The sequence below is a fragment of the Pseudomonas sp. HLMP genome, from assembly GCF_046365545.1.
GTDB classification, from domain to species: Bacteria; Pseudomonadota; Gammaproteobacteria; order Pseudomonadales; family Pseudomonadaceae; genus Aquipseudomonas; species Aquipseudomonas guariconensis_B.
This window is the reverse complement of record NZ_JBDLLR010000001.1, coordinates 4068429-4085147: the sequence shown is the minus strand read 5'-3', so window position 1 is coordinate 4085147 and position 16719 is coordinate 4068429. Positions and strand designations below refer to the sequence as shown.

The 16719-nt window shown below is 65.9% G+C and carries 15 protein-coding genes; 13 read left to right on the top strand and 2 right to left on the bottom strand.

All coding sequences use genetic code 11. The features are described 5' to 3' along the window. Positions 1–2: 2 nt before the first annotated feature. Positions 3–290: an Asp-tRNA(Asn)/Glu-tRNA(Gln) amidotransferase subunit GatC gene (gatC, locus tag ABFA30_RS18840; protein ID WP_225788658.1), complete on the bottom strand. Its 288-nt coding sequence runs from the start codon at positions 288–290 to the stop codon at positions 3–5. 201 nt (positions 291–491) lie between these two features. Here gatC and mreB point away from each other — a divergent pair, with 201 nt between their 5' ends. The 8 genes from mreB to tldD all read left to right on the top strand — a co-directional run bounded on the left by mreB (position 492) and on the right by tldD (position 11597). Next, positions 492–1529, top strand: coding sequence for a rod shape-determining protein MreB (gene mreB / locus ABFA30_RS18835; RefSeq protein WP_003255163.1), 1038 nt, complete (start codon positions 492–494; stop codon positions 1527–1529). 229 nt (positions 1530–1758) lie between these two features. After that, positions 1759–2769 (top strand): rod shape-determining protein MreC, encoded by a 1011-nt coding sequence (mreC, locus tag ABFA30_RS18830; protein WP_410045792.1) that lies wholly within the window; start codon positions 1759–1761, stop codon positions 2767–2769. Continuing rightward, on the top strand, positions 2769–3257 hold the full coding sequence (gene mreD / locus ABFA30_RS18825; RefSeq protein ID WP_410045791.1) for a rod shape-determining protein MreD: 489 nt from the start codon (positions 2769–2771) through the stop codon (positions 3255–3257). The genes mreC and mreD overlap by 1 nt, the downstream gene beginning before the upstream one ends. A gap of 34 nt (positions 3258–3291) precedes the next feature. Beyond that, complete coding sequence (locus ABFA30_RS18820; RefSeq protein ID WP_410045790.1) at positions 3292–3891, top strand: Maf family protein; 600 nt, start codon at positions 3292–3294, stop codon at positions 3889–3891. 54 nt (positions 3892–3945) lie between these two features. Beyond that, positions 3946–5403 (top strand): ribonuclease G, encoded by a 1458-nt coding sequence (rng, locus tag ABFA30_RS18815; protein ID WP_225787160.1) that lies wholly within the window; start codon positions 3946–3948, stop codon positions 5401–5403. A gap of 82 nt (positions 5404–5485) precedes the next feature. Beyond that, on the top strand, positions 5486–9307 hold the full coding sequence (locus ABFA30_RS18810; protein WP_410045789.1) for a YhdP family protein: 3822 nt from the start codon (positions 5486–5488) through the stop codon (positions 9305–9307). Next, complete coding sequence (locus tag ABFA30_RS18805) at positions 9304–10155, top strand: carbon-nitrogen hydrolase family protein (protein ID WP_253081371.1); 852 nt, start codon at positions 9304–9306, stop codon at positions 10153–10155. The genes ABFA30_RS18810 and ABFA30_RS18805 overlap by 4 nt, the downstream gene beginning before the upstream one ends. A gap of 2 nt (positions 10156–10157) precedes the next feature. Beyond that, positions 10158–11597 (top strand): metalloprotease TldD, encoded by a 1440-nt coding sequence (gene tldD, locus ABFA30_RS18800; protein ID WP_253090587.1) that lies wholly within the window; start codon positions 10158–10160, stop codon positions 11595–11597. An 81-nt stretch (positions 11598–11678) separates the two neighbouring features. Here tldD and yjgA read toward each other — a convergent pair whose 3' ends face one another. Then, entirely contained in the window at positions 11679–12200 is a 522-nt protein-coding gene (yjgA, locus tag ABFA30_RS18795; RefSeq protein ID WP_225787164.1) for a ribosome biogenesis factor YjgA, read from the bottom strand. 109 nt (positions 12201–12309) lie between these two features. On the opposite strand from yjgA, the gene pmbA reads away from it, so the two are divergent. The 5 genes from pmbA (at position 12310) to ABFA30_RS18770 (ending at position 16710) form a co-directional block, all read left to right on the top strand. Then, on the top strand, positions 12310–13656 hold the full coding sequence (gene pmbA / locus ABFA30_RS18790; RefSeq protein WP_410045788.1) for a metalloprotease PmbA: 1347 nt from the start codon (positions 12310–12312) through the stop codon (positions 13654–13656). A gap of 183 nt (positions 13657–13839) precedes the next feature. Then, positions 13840–14241, top strand: a complete 402-nt coding sequence (locus ABFA30_RS18785; protein ID WP_225787166.1) for a FagA protein — start codon at positions 13840–13842, stop codon at positions 14239–14241. Continuing rightward, positions 14234–15610 (top strand): class II fumarate hydratase, encoded by a 1377-nt coding sequence (locus tag ABFA30_RS18780; protein WP_253090589.1) that lies wholly within the window; start codon positions 14234–14236, stop codon positions 15608–15610. The genes ABFA30_RS18785 and ABFA30_RS18780 overlap by 8 nt, the downstream gene beginning before the upstream one ends. Positions 15611–15635: 25 nt before the next feature. Continuing rightward, positions 15636–16097, top strand: a complete 462-nt coding sequence (locus tag ABFA30_RS18775; RefSeq protein ID WP_253090590.1) for a DUF2753 domain-containing protein — start codon at positions 15636–15638, stop codon at positions 16095–16097. A gap of 1 nt (position 16098) precedes the next feature. Next, positions 16099–16710: a superoxide dismutase gene (locus ABFA30_RS18770; RefSeq protein WP_253081368.1), complete on the top strand. Its 612-nt coding sequence runs from the start codon at positions 16099–16101 to the stop codon at positions 16708–16710. Positions 16711–16719: the final 9 nt, after the last annotated feature.

Here is a 16719-nt window from a genome sequence, read left to right as displayed (position 1 = left end):
CCTTACTCGATGACTTTCGGAACCAGGTACAGACCGTTCTCGGTCGCCGGGGCGATGGCCTGGTAGGCATCGCGCTGGTTGCTTTCGGTGACCTGGTCGGGGCGCAGGCGCTGGCTGGCCTCCAGGGGGTGGGCCAGGGGTTCGATACCGCTGGTGTCGACAGCTTGCATCTGGTCGACCAGCCCGAGAATACTGTTCAAGGCATCGGTAATGCGTGGCAGTTCGCCTTCATTCAGGCCCAGGCGGGCCAGATGGGCGATCTTTTCCACGTCGCAGCGTTGAAGCGCCATGGGGATCTCCAGGAGAAACGGAACGGATGGGGTCCGCGATGAGGAACATGCCGGCATTCTGGCGGTCATACGGCCGCGATCATCTGCTGGCGTGCTCGGAAAAACTGCCAATTTAACATATTGGCTCCTTGCCCAAAATCCCTGCCATTGTTAGAGTTTGCCGCACTTTTTTACCCACGCTTTGCCTAGGGTCACTTTCCCATGTTCAAGAAACTGCGTGGCATGTTTTCCAGCGATCTGTCCATCGACCTGGGGACTGCCAACACCCTTATTTACGTGCGTGAGCGCGGTATCGTCCTGAATGAGCCCTCGGTCGTTGCCATCCGTACCCACGGCAACCAGAAAAGCGTCGTCGCAGTCGGTACCGAGGCCAAGCGCATGCTGGGTCGCACGCCCGGCAACATTGCCGCCATTCGTCCGATGAAGGATGGCGTGATCGCCGATTTCAGCGTTTGTGAAAAAATGTTGCAGTACTTCATCAACAAGGTCCACGAGAACAGCTTCCTGCAGCCCAGCCCACGCGTGCTGATCTGCGTACCGTGCAAGTCGACCCAGGTCGAGCGCCGCGCCATTCGCGAGTCGGCCCTGGGTGCCGGTGCCCGTGAAGTGTTCCTGATCGAAGAGCCGATGGCCGCCGCCATCGGTGCCGGCCTGCCCGTTGAAGAGGCCCGCGGCTCGATGGTCGTCGACATCGGTGGCGGTACCACCGAGATCGCCCTGATTTCCCTGAACGGCGTCGTCTACGCCGAGTCCGTGCGGGTCGGCGGCGATCGTTTCGACGAAGCCATCGTCACCTACGTGCGCCGCAACTACGGCAGCCTGATCGGCGAGTCCACCGCCGAGCGCATCAAGCAGGAAATCGGCACCGCCTACCCGGGCGGCGAAGTCCGCGAAGTCGACGTGCGTGGCCGCAACCTGGCCGAAGGCGTGCCGCGTGCCTTCACCCTCAACTCCAACGAAGTGCTCGAGGCCTTGCAGGAGTCGCTGGCGACCATCGTCCAGGCGGTCAAGAGCGCCCTGGAGCAGTCGCCGCCCGAGCTGGCCTCGGACATCGCCGAGCGCGGCCTGGTGCTGACCGGTGGTGGCGCCCTGTTGCGCGACCTGGACAAGCTGCTGGCCCAGGAAACCGGCCTGCCGGTGATCGTCGCCGAAGACCCGCTGACCTGCGTCGCCCGTGGCGGTGGCCGTGCGCTGGAAATGATGGACAAGCACGCCATGGACCTGCTCTCCAGCGAGTGAGCCCAGGCGCTGTCCGTCACCTGGCAGTGTCAACGCCCGGTTTACAGGTAGCACCCGCAGTGCTACCTGTATGTGCTGGGCTGGCGTCCGTCCGGGCGTCGTTTCCGTCAACCCGCAAGCAGGCCGGTGCATTGCCCCATGTCCAATGACCTCCTGAAACGTCGTCCACGAGGAACGGCCCATTAAACCGCTTTTCTCCAAGGGCCCTTCGCTGGGCGTTCGTCTGCTCGTGCTGGTGGTGCTGTCGGTCGCGCTGATGGTGGTCGACTCGCGCTTTGCCGTGCTCAAACCGGTGCGCAGCCAGATGGGGCTGGTGCTGATGGAGTCCTATTGGGTCACCGACCTGCCGCAACGCCTGTTTCAGGGCGTGGCCAGCCAGTTCGGCAGCCGCACCGAACTGATCGCCGAGAACGAGAAACTCAAGACCGAGGCCCTGCTGCTGCAGGGGCGCCTGCAGAAGCTGGCGGCCCTGACCGAGCAGAACGTGCGCCTGCGCGAGCTGCTCAACTCCTCGGCGCTGGTCAACGAGAAGGTGGAGGTGGCCGAGCTGATCGGTGTCGACCCCAACCCCTTCACCCATCGCATCCTGATCAACAAGGGCGAGCGCGACGGCGTGTTCCTCGGCCAGCCGGTACTCGACGCCCGTGGCCTGATGGGCCAGGTGGTCGAGCTGATGCCCTACACTTCGCGGGTGCTGCTGCTGACCGATACCACCCATAGCATCCCGGTGCAGGTCAACCGCAACGGTTTGCGCGCCATCGCCAGCGGCACCGGCAACCCGGAGCGCCTGGAGCTGCGTCATGTGGCCGACACCGCCGATATCAAGGAAGGCGACCTGCTGGTCAGCTCCGGCATGGGCCAGCGCTTCCCGGCCGGCTACCCGGTGGCCACGGTCAACGAGGTGATCCACGACTCCGGCCAGCCGTTCGCCATCGTCCGCGCCATTCCCACCGCAGCGCTCAACCGTAGCCGCTACATGCTGCTGGTATTCAGCGACCGGCGTTCGCCGGAACAGCGTGCCACGGAGGCGGCGATCGCCCAGGAAGAGGCTGACCGCAAGGATGCGGCAGGCAACGGCCAGGCCACGGGCGACGGTGGGCAGGGCACGCCTGCCCCGTCCGCCACCACGCCGGGCGCCGTACCCGCCGCGCCGGCAACCCCCGCCCCCGCCGCCCCAGGCGCGGCCCCTGTCAGCCCGGCAGCGGCCCCCGCGGCGCCGAATACCCCCGGGAGAGAATGATGGCAGGTTCGCGCAGCAAGAACGGCTGGGCCATCTGGCTGACCTTCGTGATCGGCCTGTTGCTCAGCGTGTCGCCCATGCCCCAGTTCATGGAAGTGTTCCGGCCCATGTGGCTGGCCTTGCTGGTGTCCTTCTGGGCCCTGGCGGTGCCGCACAAGGTCGGCATGACCACGGCCTTCGTCCTGGGCCTGGCCGAGGACGTCCTGTATGGCACCTTGCTGGGTCAGAACGCCCTGATCCTGACCCTGATCACCTTCCTGGTGCTGTCGCTGCAACAGCGCCTGCGTATGTTCCCCATGTGGCAGCAGAGCCTGGTGATCCTGGTGATCTTCGGTATCGCCCAACTGATCCAGCTGTGGCTCAGCGCCCTGACCGGCAATCGCTTGCCGACCCTGGCGCTGGTCTGGTCGGCGGTGATCAGCGCGTTGCTCTGGCCATGGATCAGCTTCGGCCTGCGCGATCTGCGCCGCCGCCTGCACATCAACTGACGGCCATCATCGCCGCTGACAGGGAGATGTCGACATGATTCCGCTGTATCTGGCCTCTGGCTCGCCGCGCCGTCGTGAACTGCTGACCCAGATCGGCGTGCCGTTCACCACCGTCAGTGCACCCATCGACGAGACCCCTCGGCCTGGCGAAGGCGCGGCCGAGTACGTCGAGCGCCTGGCCCGGGCCAAGGCCGCAGCCGGGCTGGCCCAGGTAAGCGGGCCAGGGGTGGTGCTGGGCGCCGACACCGCCGTGGTGCTCGATGGTCGCATCCTTGGCAAGCCGCAAGATCGCGAACACGCCTTGGCCATGCTGGCCGAGCTTTCCAATCGTGAACACCAGGTACTCACCGCCGTCGCCCTGAGCGATGGCCAGCGCTGCCTGAGCGCCTGTGTGGCGAGCAACGTGCGCATGCGTGCCATCGGTGCGCAGGAGGCCGAGCGCTACTGGGCCACTGGCGAGCCGCTGGACAAGGCCGGTGGCTACGCCATCCAGGGGCTGGGGGCGGTCTTCGTCACGAGCCTCGTCGGCAGCTATTCGGCGGTGGTCGGCCTGCCCTTGAGCGAGACGGCCGACCTGCTGGCGCAATTCGCCATCGCCTGCTGGCAGCAACATGAGGATTCAGCACCGCGCTAGCCAGCTATCCGCCAGCGATCCATCATTACCTGAGACCTTTGACGAGAGCCTGCCATGAGTGAAGAGATCCTGATCAACATCACCCCGATGGAGTCACGCGTGGCAGTGGTGGAAAACGGCGTGCTGCAGGAGGTGCATGTCGAACGCACCCAGCGCCGCGGCATCGTCGGCAACATCTACAAGGGCAAGGTGGTGCGGGTGCTGCCGGGCATGCAGGCGGCCTTCGTCGACATCGGCCTGGAGCGCGCCGCCTTCATCCACGCATCGGAGATCTCCCAGCGCGAAGGTTCGGCGGTGGAGACCATCACCGCGCTGGTCCACGAGGGCCAGGCCCTGGTGGTGCAGGTGACCAAGGACCCGATCGGCACCAAGGGCGCACGCCTGACCACCCAGCTATCGATCCCGTCGCGCTACCTGGTGTACATGCCGCGCAGCAGTCATGTCGGTATCTCCCTGAAGATCGAGGACGAAGCCGAGCGCGATCGCCTCAAACAGGTGGTCAGCGACTGCATGGAGCAGGAGGATATCCGCGATGCCGGCGGCTTCATCCTGCGCACTGCCGCCGAGGGCGCCCGCGCCGAAGAGATTCTCCAGGATATCCGCTACCTGCGCCGCCTGTGGGAGCAGATCGGCAGCCAGATCAAGACCTGCGGTGCGCCGTTGGTGATCTACGAGGACCTGGGCCTGGCCTTGCGTACCCTGCGCGACCTGGTCAACCCGAAGATCGAGAAGATCCGCATCGACTCCCGGGAAACCTTCCAGAAAACCACGCAATTCGTCGGCGAGCTGATGCCTGAGATCGCCGACCGCCTGGAACACTACCCGGGCGAGCGGCCCATCTTCGACCTCTATGGCGTCGAGGACGAAATCCAGCGTGCCCTGGAACGCAAGGTGCCGCTCAAGTCCGGCGGCTACCTGGTGGTCGACCCGGCCGAGGCGATGACCACCATCGACGTCAACACCGGCGCCTTCGTCGGCCACCGCAACCTCGAGGAAACCATCTTCAAGACCAACCTCGAGGCGGCCACCGCCATCGCCCGGCAACTGCGCCTGCGCAATATCGGCGGGATCATCATCATCGACTTCATCGACATGGAGGACGAAGAGCACCAGCGCCAGGTCCTGCGGACCCTGGAGAAGCAGCTCGAGCGCGACCATGCCAAGACCAACATCATCGGCATCACCGAGTTGGGCCTGGTACAGATGACCCGCAAGCGCACCCGCGAGAGCCTCGAGCAGGTGCTCTGCGAGCCCTGCATCGCCTGCCAGGGGCGTGGCAAGCTGAAGACACCCGAGACCGTGTGCTACGAGATCTTCCGCGAGATCCTCCGTGAGGCCCGGGCCTACCAGGCCGAGGGTTACCGGGTGCTGGCCAACCAGAAGGTGGTCGATCGCCTGCTCGACGAGGAATCTGGCAACGTCGCGGAGCTCGAGGCTTTCATTGGCCGAACCATCCGTTTCCAGGTGGAGTCCATGTATTCCCAGGAACAGTACGATGTGGTGTTGCTCTGACGCGTTATGAACACCCACGGCGCTCGGACGCACTGGCAAAGCCACGGCACCGAGCCATAGTTAAGGCACGACTTGGAGGGCCATGGCCATGGGACGTCTGACCCGCGTTCTGATCGCCTTGACCCGTTGGGGGCTGGGGCTCTGCGCCCTGTTCGCGGTGCTGGTGGCGCTGTATGTCAGCCTCGGCCGGCAATTGACCCCCCTGGTGGCCGAGTACCGTGCCGACGCCGAGATCAAGGCCGAGCAGGCCCTGGGCCTGCCGGTACATATCGGTGCCCTGGAAGGTCGTTGGAGCGGCCTGGCGCCAGTGTTGCAGGTACGTGACCTGCAACTGGGCGAGGACGCCGCGGCCTTGCGCCTGGACGACGTCAAGGTGGTGCCGGACCTGTGGGCCAGCCTCAAGGCGCGCGAGCTGCGCCTGGCGAACGTCCAGCTCGGCGGCCTGCAACTGATCCTGCGCGAGGACGAACAGGGCGCCTGGGTGCTCGAAGGCCTGCCACGCAAGGATGACACCCCGGCGGATCCGGCGCAGGTCCTGCGCAGCCTGGGGCAACTGGGCCGCATCGATGTGTTCGACAGCCAGGTCACCCTCCACCCTTGGCAACGCGACCCCTTGACCCTCACCTACGTCAGTGCGGGCTTGCGCGCCGGCGCCTCGCGCCAGGTGCTGGACCTGCGGGCCACCCTGCCCGATGGCCAGCCCCTGGCCGCCAGCCTGCGTGGTCGTGCCGTACCCGGCAACTGGCGCGACAGTCGGCTCGAGGCCTACCTGAGCCTGCCGCAAAGCGACTGGGCCCGCTGGTTGCCGCCGCGCCTGCTGGGGCCGTGGCAGGCCACGACGCTGCGCGCCGGTGGCGAGTTCTGGATCGATTGGAACAAAGGACAACTGCAGCGCGCGGTGGCCCGCCTCAATGCACCGCAGTTGCAGGGCGCCCACGTCGGGCGTAAGGCCGTCACCCTCGACAACCTTGCCCTGAACGCCTGGCTTCGGCGGGGCAAGGACGGCTTCGACGTCACCGTGGACTCGCTCGCGGCCAGCATCGGCGAGACCCGCTGGGAAACCCACCTGCAACTGCAACAGCGGTCAGGCACTGATCCGAGCCAGGAAAACTGGCAGGTCCAGGCCGATCGCCTCGACCTGACGCCGCTGACACCGCTGGTCGACGCCCTGGCACCGTTGCCGGACAACGTCATGACCGTGGTCGATGCCCTCAAGGTGACCGGTGCCCTGCGCAACGTGCGCCTGGACATCCGCCCCAAGGCCGAGGGCGACCAGCGTCTGAGCTTCGCCGCCAACCTGGAGAAGGTCGGTTTCGACGCCTATCACGGGGCGCCGGCGGCCGGCAACGTGAACGGCAGCATCAGCGGCGACCTCGGACACGGCGAGCTGCGCTTGGATAGCGACGCCTTCATGCTGCACCTGTACCCGATCTTCGCCAAACCCTGGCACTACCAGAAGGCCAACGCCCGGCTCACCTGGCAACTGGACAAGGACGGCTTCACCCTGGTTGCGCCGTATATCAAGGTGCTGGGGGAGGAGGGCAAGATTGCCGCCGACTTCCTCATCCGCCTACTGTTCGAGGAAGGGCGCGAGGATTACATGGACCTGCGCGTGGGCCTGACCGAAGGCGACGGGCGCTACACCGCCAAGTACCTGCCCGAGGTGCTCAGCCCGGCGGTCGACGAGTGGCTGCGCAGCGCTATCGTCAAGGGCACCGTCGACGAAGGCTACTTCCAGTACCAGGGTTCGCTGAACCATGGTGCGCCGCCGCAGGCGCGCAGCATCAGCCTGTTCTTCAAGGTGCGCGATGCGTCACTGGACTTCCAGCCTGGCTGGCCGCAGGTGCAGCAGGTCGATGGCGATGTCTACATCGAGGACAGCGGCGTGCGCATCAAGGCCAAGCGTGGCTTGCTGCTCGACACCCAGGTCAGCGACGTCAGCGTCGACATCCCCCATGTCGAAGGCGACCAGCACAGCCACCTGTACCTGGAGGGCGACTTCGATGGCCATCTGGGCGATGGCCTGAAGATCCTCCAGCAAGCGCCGATCGGTACCGGCGAGATCTTCGCCGGTTGGGAAGGCGAGGGGCCGCTCAAGGGCAAGGTCAAGCTCGACATTCCCCTGGCCCATGGCCTGCATCCCAAGGTGCGGGTGGACTTCGCCACCGCCAATGCCCGCCTCAAGGTGGCGCCGCCGACCCTGGAACTGAGCCGTCTGAAGGGCGACTTCAGCTTCGACCTGGACAAGGGCCTGAGTGGCAAGGGCATCAGCCTGCAGGCATTCGGCAAGCCGGTCACCGCGCAGATCGTCGCCGAAGGCCGGCCCGGTCAGATGCAGACCCGTATCGATGCCAGCGGCCAGGTGGCGCTCAAGACGTTGACCGACTGGCTGCAGTTCGGGCAGCCGCTGCCGGCCTCGGGCGACCTGCCATACCGCTTGCGACTGAGCCTTGGCGCCCGCGACAACCGGTTGACGGTCAACTCCACGCTCAAGGGGCTGGCCATCGACCTGCCGGCACCGTTCGGCAAGGCTGCGGCGGACACCCGTGACAGCCGCTTCAGCATGACCCTGCAGGGCGAGGAACGACGCTTCGACGCCGGTTATGCCGACCTGGCCCGCCTGGCCTATGCCGCGCCGGCCGACAAGCTGGCCCAGGGCCGTGGCGAACTGTTGCTCGGCAGCGGCAATGCGCTGCTGCCCCCCGGCCAGGGCCTGCGCGTGCGTGGCCGGCTCGAAAGCCTGGACGTGGCGCCCTGGCAGCAGCAACTGGAGCGCTTCGCCGGCCAGGCGCCGGGTGACAATGCCCGGCAGAACCTGCTGGGCGTCGACCTGAGCATCGGTCAACTGAAGGCCTTCGGCCTGGACCTGAACCAGGCTGTGGTTCGCCTGGCCCGGGGCAGCGCGGCCTGGGACCTGCGCCTGGACAGCCGGGAGGTCATCGGCAATGCCCGCATCCCGGATGCCAAGGCCGCGCCCATGAGCGTGCGCCTGCAGACCCTGCGCCTGCCCGCGGCCGACCCGGCCCAGGTCCAGGCCGAGGATGCGCCTGACCCCTTGGCTTCCTTCGATCCGCGCAAGGCGCCGTCCCTCGACCTGACCATCGACAAATTGTTCCGCGGCGACGACCTGTACGGCCGCGCAGCGGTGAAGCTGCGGCCGACCGCGCGTGGCGTTTCGCTGAACGATATCGACCTCGACCTCAAGGGCCTGCGCATCGGCGGTAGCGGTGGCTGGGAGGGCGAGCCGGGGCGTAGCGCCAGCTGGTACAAGGGGCGCCTGGAGGGCAAGAACCTTGCCGAGGTGCTCAAGGGCTGGGGCTTTGCCCCGACCGTCACCAGCCGTGACTTCCGCCTCGACGTGGATGGCCGCTGGCCGGGCTCGCCAGCCTGGGTCGGTCTCCAGCGCTTCTCCGGCAGCCTCGACGCGGCCCTGCGTAGTGGCCAGTTCATAGAGGTGGAGGGCAGTGCCCAGGCCCTGCGGGTGTTCGGCCTGCTCAATTTCAACTCCATCGGCCGCCGCCTGCGCCTGGACTTCTCCGACCTGTTCGACAAGGGCCTGGCCTACGATCGGCTCAAGGGCCTGCTGGTGGCCAGCAATGGGGTCTACGTGACCCGTGAGCCGATCACCATCACCGGGCCATCGAGCAATTTCGAACTCGACGGCACCCTGGACATGGTCCGCGACCGGGTCGATGCCAACCTGCAGGTGACCCTGCCGGTGACCAATAACCTGCCCCTGGCCGCACTGATCGTCGGGGCGCCGGCAGTCGGTGGCGCGCTGTTTCTGGTCGACCGCCTGATCGGCGATCGCGTGGCCCGCTTCGCCAGCGTGCACTACCGCATCGAGGGCCCATGGAAAGAGCCTAGAATCACATTTGTGAAACCTTTCGAGAAACGTCAATGAAGTCAGCGGTCATCCAGATGGTCAGCCAGGACGATGTGCTGGCCAACCTGCAACGTGCCACGGCCCTGCTGGAGCAGGCTGCCTTCGGCGGCGCTAGGTTGGCAGTGCTGCCGGAGAACTTCGTCGCCATGGGCCGGCGCGATGCGGCCGCGATAGGCCGGGCCGAGGCCATGGGCGAGGGGCCGATCCTGCCATGGTTGAAACGCACGGCTCGCGACCTCAGGTTATGGATTGTCGCCGGTACCCTGCCGTTACCGCCGGTCGGCCAGCCCGATGCCAAGGCCCACGCCTGCTCGCTGCTGGTCGACGAGCATGGCGAGCTGGCGGCGCGCTACGACAAGCTGCACCTGTTCGACGTGGATGTCGCGGACAGCCGTGGCCGTTACCGGGAGTCCGACGACTATGCCCATGGCGGCCAGGTGGTCGTCGCCGACACCCCGGTGGGGCGTCTGGGCCTCTCGGTGTGCTACGACCTGCGTTTCCCCGAGCTGTACAGCGCCCTGCGCGCTGCCGGGGCAGAGCTGATCAGTGCGCCCTCGGCCTTCACCGCGGTGACCGGCGCGGCCCACTGGGAGGTGCTGATCCGCGCCCGGGCCATCGAAACTCAGTGCTACCTGCTGGCCGCGGCCCAGGGCGGCACCCATCCAGGGCCGCGGGAAACCCACGGCCATGCGGCGATCATCGACCCTTGGGGGCGGATCGTCGCCGAACAGGCGCGCGGCGAAGGCGTTTTGCTGGCCGAGCGCGATATCGATGAACAGGCGTCCATACGGGCGCGAATGCCGGTCGCCTTGCACCGGCGCTTTTTCTCGCAGGACGCCTTGCGGCCTGCGCACACCTCGGAGTGACTATGAGCCAGATGTTATCCACCGTCAGCGAGCAGCTCCTGGCCCCGGGCGGACTGACCCTGGACAGCCTGCAGGCTGTGCTGGGCGAGTTGGCCGGCCCCGGTATCGACGCCGCCGACCTGTATTTCCAGGGCCAGATCTCGGAAACCTGGGCCCTGGAGGACGGCATCGTCAAGGAAGGCAGTTTCAACCTCGACCAGGGCGTGGGCGTGCGGGCCCAATCTGGCGAGAAGACCGGCTTCGCCTACAGCAACGCGATCAACCTCGAGGCCCTGACCTCGGCGGCTCGTGCTGCCCGCTCGATTTCCCGTGCCGGCCAGGAGGGCCGTGTGCAGGCGTTTCGCAGCCAGGAGGTGACGCCCCTGTATGCCGCGGACAACCCCTTGGACGTGCTGAGCAGGTCGGAAAAGGTCGAGCTGCTCAAGCGTGTCGATGCTGCCACCCGGGCCCTGGACCCAAGGATCCAGCAGGTCACCGTGAGCATGGCCGGGGTCTGGGAACGCATCCTGGTGGCTGCCGCTGATGGCAGCCTGGCCGCCGACGTACGTCCGCTGGTGCGCTTCAACGTCAGCGTGATCGTCGAGCAGAACGGTCGGCGCGAGCGAGGTGGCCAGGGCGGCGGTGGGCGTACCGACTACCGCTATTTCACCGAGGAGCGGGTCATGGGCTATGCCCGAGAGGCGCTGCGCCAGGCGCTGGTCAACCTCGAGGCCAAGCCGGCACCGGCGGGTACCTTGCCGGTGGTGCTCGGTCCGGGCTGGTCCGGCGTACTGTTGCACGAGGCGGTGGGGCATGGCCTGGAAGGCGACTTCAACCGCAAGGGCAGCTCGGCCTACAGCGGGCGCATCGGTGAAAAGGTAGCGTCGACGCTGTGCACCATCGTCGACGATGGCACCTTGGAAGGCCGCCGTGGTTCGCTGAGCGTCGATGACGAAGGGACGCCGACGGAATGCACCACGCTGATCGAGAACGGCATCCTCAAGGGCTACATGCAGGACAAGCTCAATGCCCGGCTGATGGGCATGGCCGTCACCGGCAACGGGCGCCGCGAGTCCTACGCGCACCTGCCGATGCCGCGCATGACCAACACCTACATGCGGGCCGGCGACAGCGATCCGCAGGAGATCATCGCCTCGGTGAAGAAAGGCCTGTATTGCGCCAACCTCGGCGGTGGGCAGGTGGATATCACCAGCGGCAAGTTCGTGTTCTCCACCAGCGAGGCCTACCTGATCGAGGACGGCAAGATCACCGCGCCAGTCAAGGGCGCGACCCTGATCGGTAACGGCCCGGAGGCCATGAGCCGAGTGTCGATGGTCGGCAACGACCTGGCCTTGGACAGTGGTGTGGGAACCTGTGGCAAGGATGGGCAATCGGTGCCGGTCGGCGTTGGCCAACCGACCCTGAAACTCGATGCCATCACGGTGGGTGGTACGGGAGCGTGAAAAAGTCGGGGCCGCCATGCAGTCCTTTCGCGACACGCAGCCGTTCCCGCGAGGGGCTGCGTGACAGCCCCGAGACGGGCCTCAGCGCAGGCCGCGCTGGGTTTCGTCGAGGTCGCGGATGTACTTGAAGACCTTGCGCGCGGCGGCAGGCGGCTTGTTCCGCGCCTTCTCGTGCTGGGCATGGCGGATCAGCGAGCGCAGGTGCTGGCGATCGGCCTCGGGGTACTCGTTGATGAAGCGCTCGAGGTCTTCATCGGTGCCATCGACCAGTCGGTCGCGCCAGCGCTCGAGGTTGTGGAAACGTTCGTTGTACTGGCGGCTCGAGCTGTCGATCTGCTCGAGCACGGCATGAATGGCGTCGAGGTCCTGGTCGCGCATCAGCTTGCCGACGAACGACATGTGGCGTTTGCGGGCGCCATGCGCGGTGTGCTTGACGGACTCGGCCAGCGCCTTGCGCAGCCCATCGGTCAAGGGCAGGCGCGCCAGGGTGTCGGCCTTGAGCGTGGTGAGACGCTCGCCGAGCTCGACCAGCGCGTGCAGTTCGCGCTTGATCTGGGTTTTGCTTTTTTCGCCGTCGAAGGCGTCGTCGTAAGAATCAACCATGGTGGCAGTCCGCTGGAAAACGCCGCCATGATAACCAGTCGGGGGCCGCTTGTCCGGTCCGGTCGTAGAATGACCCAAGCCGTACGCAGAATTTTGAGTGGAGAGAACCATGAGTGCAGTCCAGAGCGTAGGCCCCAAGGACCTGCCGGCGTTGCAGGAACAGGTCGAAGCGATCATCGCCGAAGCGCGCCGCCAGGGTGCCAGCGCCTGCGAGGTGGCGGTGTCGCTGGAGCAGGGCCTGTCCACCACGGTACGTCAGCGTGAAGTCGAAACGGTCGAGTTCAATCGCGACCAGGGCTTTGGCATCACCCTGTATGTCGGCCAGCGCAAAGGTTCGGCCAGTACCTCGGCGAGCGGCCCGGAGGCGATCCGCGAGACCGTGGCCGCCGCCCTGGCCATCGCCCAGCATACGTCCGAGGATAATTGCGCGGGGCTGGCCGACGCGGCGCTGATGGCCCGGGATATCCCCGACCTCGACCTTTACCACGACTGGGACATCAGCCCCGAGCAGGCCATCGAGAAGGCGCTGGCCTGCGAGGCGGCGGCTTTCGAGGCCGACCCACGCATCCGCAACGCCGACGGTACCACCCTCAATACCCACCAGGGTTGTCGGGTGTATGGCAACAGCCATGGCTTCATCGGCGGCTATGCCTCCACCCGCCATAGCCTCAGTTGCGTGATGATCGCCGAGGGCGAGGGGCAAATGCAGCGTGACTATTGGTACGACGTCAATCGCCAGGGCCACTTGCTGGCCGACCCGCGCAGCATCGGCCAGCGTGCCGCCCAGCGTGCCGCCAGCCGCCTTGGCGCGCGTCCGGTGCCGACCTGCGAGGTGCCGGTGCTGTTTTCCGCCGAGCTGGCGGGCGGCCTGTTCGGCAGCTTCCTGTCGGCCATTTCCGGCGGCAACCTGTACCGCAAGTCGTCGTTCCTCGACGGTGCCATCGGCCAGCGCCTGTTCCCGACCTGGCTGACCATCGACGAGCGTCCGCACCTGCCGCGGGCCCTGGGCAGCGCCGCGTTCGATGGTGACGGCCTGGCGACCTATGCCAAGCCGTTCGTCGACAAAGGTGAGTTGGTGTCCTATCTCCTTGGGACCTATTCGGGCCGCAAGCTGGGCCTGCCGAGCACGGCCAATGCCGGCGGTGTGCACAACCTGTTCGTCAGCCATGGTGTGGAGGACCAGGCGGCGTTGATCCGGCGCATGGGCCGAGGCCTGCTGGTGACCGAACTGATGGGCCATGGGCTGAACATGGTGACGGGTGACTACTCGCGCGGCGCGGCGGGCTTCTGGGTGGAAGATGGCGAGATCCGCTTCCCGGTCCAGGAAGTGACGATCGCCGGTAACATGAAGGACATGTTCCAGCAAATCGTCGCCATTGGCAGTGATATCGAAACCCGCAGCAACATCCACAGCGGCTCGGTGCTGATCGAGCGGATGACCGTGGCGGGTAGTTGAACCTCAATCTGTGTGATGTCAATTGGGGCTGCCTAGCAGCCCCTTCATTGGGCACATTCGAATAAGCATCATCACGTCGTCGCGCCGATTTTTCACGGCGCGCGAGGCGTTGGTTTTCGCCTTGCTCTTGAAGTGATTCTATTTATCACTTAATAATGAATATCATTATCCAGTAACCCGGCGATGATGTTCATGAAACCCGTCCTCCACGAACTGCCCTACCTGGAAAACTGGCGCTGGCTCAGCCGGCGCATCCGCTGTGCCCTCGAACCCGACGAGCCCCGGCTGATCGATCACTACCTGGCCGAAGGCCGCTACCTGGTGTGCTGTACCGAAACCTCGCCCTGGACGGTGGCCCTGACCTCGTTCCGCCTGCTCCTGGATACCGCCTGCGACCGCATGCTGCCCTGGCACTGGCGTTGCCTGTGCCTGGACCAGGCCTGGCGTCCGTTGCTCGACCTGCGCAACCTCGACCGTCGCGAACAGAACCAACGCTGGCAGCCCTACGCCTTGCAACTGGCCAATTGCGTGCTGCTGCCTTCGATTTCTCCCGATGAACTGATGCAAGGACTTGATGATGAGTGATACCCGTATCGAGCGTGACAGCATGGGCGAACTGCAGGTGCCGGCCCAGGCGCTGTACGGTGCCCAGACCCAGCGCGCGGTCGACAACTTCCCGATCAGCGGCCAGCGCATGCCGGCCCAGTTCATCCGCGCGCTGCTGCTGGCCAAGGCCGCGGCGGCCAAGGCCAACGTCGAGCTGGAGCAATTGAGCGCCGAGCAGGGCGCAGCCATCGTCGAGGCGGTGGAGCAACTGCTGGCCGAGGATTTCATCCGGCACTTCCCGGTGGATGTGTACCAGACCGGCTCGGGCACCAGCTCGAACATGAACGCCAACGAGGTGATCGCCACCCTGGCCAGCCGCGTGCTGGGCGACAAGGTCAATGCCAACGACCACGTCAATTGCGGTCAGAGCAGCAACGACATCATCCCCACCACCATCCACGTGAGCGCCGCGCTGGCCCTGCACGAGCAACTGCTACCGGCGTTGCGTCACCTGGTCCAGGTGATCGAAGCCAAGGCTGACCAGGTGCATGCCTACGTCAAGACCGGCCGCACCCACCTGATGGACGCCATGCCGGTGCGCATGAGCCAGGTCCTCGGTGGCTGGGCTGCCCAAGTCAAGGCTGCCCAGGCGCATATCGAGGCGACTTTGCCGAGCCTGCAATCGCTGGCCCAGGGCGGTACCGCAGTGGGCACCGGGATCAATGCCCATCCGCAGTTCGCCGCGGGCTTCGCCCGCCAGCTCAGCGCGCTGACCCAGGTCGAGTTCACCCCCGGTGACAACCTGTTCGCCCTGATCGGCTCCCAGGATACCGCCGTGGCCCTGTCCGGCCAGCTCAAGACCACCGCCGTGGCCTTGATGAAGATCGCCAACGACCTGCGTTGGATGAACTCCGGCCCCCTGGCCGGCCTCGGCGAAATCGAGCTGCAGGCCCTGCAGCCGGGCTCCTCGATCATGCCGGGCAAGGTCAACCCGGTGATCCCGGAGGCCACTGCCATGGTCGCCGCCCAGGTGATCGGCAACGACGCGACCATCGCCGTGGCCGGGCAGTCGGGCAACTTCGAGCTCAACGTGATGTTGCCGGTCATCGCTCGCAACCTGCTCGAGAGCATCGAGCTGATGGCCAACGCCAGCCGCCTGCTCTCCGACAAGGCCATCGCCAGCTTCAAGATCAACGAGACCAAGCTCAAGGAGGCGCTGTCGCGCAACCCGATCCTGGTCACCGCGCTGAACCCGATCATCGGCTACCTGAAGGCCGCCGAGATCGCCAAGACTGCCTACAAGCAGGGGCGCCCGATCATCGACGTGGCGCTGGAGCACACTGACCTGTCGCGCGACCAGTTGGAGGCGCTGCTGGACCCTGAAAAACTCACCGCCGGCGGTATTTGATCCAGCACCGCCCAGGAGACACGTCATGCAGCACTGGAAACACACCACGGAAACCGCCAACCGCCTGTTCGAACAGGGCGAGCTGGTCGATGCCCGGGAACACTACCTGCAGGCCTTGGCGCTGGCCCAGGTGCTGTTCGAGCGCTGGCATGACGTGGACGAAGCGGTGGCTGCGTTCGTCATCGCCCACCACAACCTGGCCGACCTGCACTTGCGCCTGAACCAGCCTCATGAGAGCGCCGACTACCTGTGCGCCGCCCACCAGCGCTTGCTTCAGGCCAGCCAGGACCCGCGCCTGCCCCAGGCCCTGCGCGAGGCGGCGTTGCGCCACAGCGGCCGGACCTACACCGAGTTGCTGGGGTTCATCGCCGAATACGGCCAGTACCCGCGTACCGAGCGCCTGCTCGATCGCCATGCGCCAGGGGCGAGCGAGCTGGCCGCCCAGCGCGAACCGATTCATCGTTCACACGCCTACGGAATCCATTGACATGCCCCATACCTTGCCTGCGTTGCCTTATGCCTACGATGCGCTGGAGCCGCATATCGATACCCAGACCATGGAGATCCACCACACCAAGCACCACCAGACCTACATCAACAACCTCAACGCCGCCATCGAAGGCACCGAATGGGCCGAATGGCCGGTCGAGAAGCTGGTGGGCGCGGTCAAGCAACTGCCCGAGCAACTGCAAGGCGCGGTGGTCAACCAGGGCGGCGGCCATGCCAACCACACCTTGTTCTGGACTGTGATGTCGCCCAAGGGCGGTGGCCAGCCCCAGGGCCAGGTGGCCAAGGCCATCGACGAGCAACTGGGTGGCTTCGAGGCCTTCAAGGAGGCTTTCACCAAGGCTGCGCTGACCCGCTTCGGCAGCGGCTGGGCCTGGCTCAGCGTGACCCCGGCCAAGACCCTGGTGGTGGAGAGCAGCGGTAACCAGGACAGCCCCTTGATGCACGGCAACACGCCGATCCTCGGCCTGGACGTCTGGGAGCATGCCTATTACCTGAAGTACCAGAACCGTCGTCCGGAATACATCGGTGCGTTCTACAACGTCATCGATTGGACTGAAGTCGAACGCCGCTACCTTGAAGCCCTGAAGTGAGTCGAACCG